Source organism: Rhizobium sp. PEPV16 (genome assembly GCF_008919455.1).
Lineage (GTDB): Bacteria > Pseudomonadota > Alphaproteobacteria > Rhizobiales > Rhizobiaceae > Rhizobium > Rhizobium leguminosarum_Q.
The window spans coordinates 1-1,234 of sequence record NZ_VSZV01000034.1; the positions used below are offsets into that span (position 1 = coordinate 1).

Annotated in this window: 1 protein-coding gene; it reads left to right on the top strand. The window is 61.9% G+C overall.

Going from position 1 to position 1,234, the window contains the following annotated elements; translation table 11 throughout:
- Window positions 1–171 precede the first annotated feature (171 nt).
- Window positions 172–1,234 (top strand): alpha/beta fold hydrolase (locus FY112_RS00245; RefSeq protein WP_246700567.1); only part of this gene is annotated, 1,063 nt, incomplete at its 3' end.

Here is a 1,234-nt window from a genome sequence, read left to right on the forward strand (position 1 = left end):
TCCCACGCGGGAACGAGAACGACATGCCGCATGACGAGATTGGCGCCCGAGAGCCTTGATCCCAGGGGAAATTTATCGATGACGGAACGATATTCTCCGGAGCCCTCGAAGGCAGATCACCGAGAGCTCCTGAAGACCGGGCCGGCCATCATTGCCGCGATCGGCCTGGCGATGCTCGCAGGCTGTGCGACGAGACCATCGCCGGACGTATTGAAGCCAGTTCATCTGAGTCAACCGACTCATGCCGAAAAGACCCCGGTCAGCGTGAAGGTGCTCGTAGCGACCAACAGAACCCCCGATAGCATACGGGGCGGGTTCGGCAGCACATGGGCCGACAATCTCACCTATGAGCAGTATGGGTTTTCGGTCCCTCCCGACCGAAAGAACACCGCGATCACATATCCGACCGCGACCCCGGATTCCGAACGGCAATTTGCCGTCGTCGGGCGCAAGCAGCTTGCAAAGGACGCCTTCGTGCAGGCAGCGGTCCGCTCCATTCAGTCCGACGGCACCATCGGCATCTTCGTGCATGGCTACAACTACAGTTACCAGGAGGCGCTGTTTCGCACCGCACAGATCGCCGCGGATGCGAACATACCGGGCTCTCCGATCCTGTTTTCCTGGCCTTCGGCCGCTGCCGTCGCCGGCTATGTCGCCGACCGCGATGCGGCTCTCTCCTCGCGCAGCGACCTCGACTCGCTTGTCGCCTCGCTCTCGGCTTCAGGAAAGGTGAAACGCATCATCCTTTTCGGACACAGCATGGGCGGATTCCTGGTCATGGAGACTGTGCGCCAGCTCAAACTACAGCATCGCGACGACGTCATCGGCAAACTGGCGGTGATCCTCGCCGCCCCTGACATCGACGTCGATGTTTTCCGGTCCCAGCTGAAGGATATCGGGCGGATGCCGATCCCGATATCTCTTCTCATTTCGAAGGACGACCGGGCGCTGGTGGCCTCGAGCTTCATTGCGGGAGAGCGGGCGCGCGTCGGACGTCTCGATATCGACGATCCCGTCATCAGGGAGGCTGCCTTGAAGGAGAGGCTTCGGGTCATCGACATCACGTCGATCCAGGCATCCGACGGGCTGGGGCATGACCGCTACGCATCGCTCGCCAAGTTCGGAGCGCAGCTTGCCTCCTTCGAAAGCGGCAGGCGCTCGACCGCAGGTGACGTTGGCGCCTATGTCTTCGATGCCGCCGGCGCCGCGGTCGCAAGTCCGTTTCGTCTGGCCG